The sequence below is a fragment of the Nonomuraea composti genome (assembly GCF_012034275.1).
Taxonomy (GTDB): Bacteria; Actinomycetota; Actinomycetes; order Streptosporangiales; family Streptosporangiaceae; genus Nonomuraea; species Nonomuraea composti.
The window spans coordinates 1-320 of sequence record NZ_JAATEP010000177.1; the positions used below are offsets into that span (position 1 = coordinate 1).

1 protein-coding gene is annotated in these 320 nt (G+C 68.1%); it reads right to left on the bottom strand.

From position 1 onward, the window contains the following. On the bottom strand, nt 1-320 hold a 320-nt coding region (locus tag HCN51_RS57880; protein ID WP_168022245.1), incomplete at both ends, for a hypothetical protein.

Consider the following 320-nt stretch of genomic DNA (forward strand, 5'->3'; position numbering starts at 1 on the left):
TCCGCCGCTGTCGGTGATGGCGGCCAGGTCGTTGCCGAGTCCGCTGTAGGCGAAGGCCTGCTTGGCGGTGCCGCGGATGCGGCTGGTCAGCCGGTCGAGGGCGTCGTAGCTGTAGAGGCTGTCGCCGTCGGCGATGAGCCGGTCGAAGGCGTCGAAGGTGTAGTTGGTGGTCGCGCCCGCCTTGGTGCTGGTGGCCAGGGTGCCGCGCGTGGTGTAGGTGTAGTCGGTGCCGTCACCGGAGAGCAGGCGGTTGCGCTCGTCGTAGGTGAACGTCGCGTTGCCGGCCTTGGTGCGGTTACCGCTCGCATCCCATTCGTAGA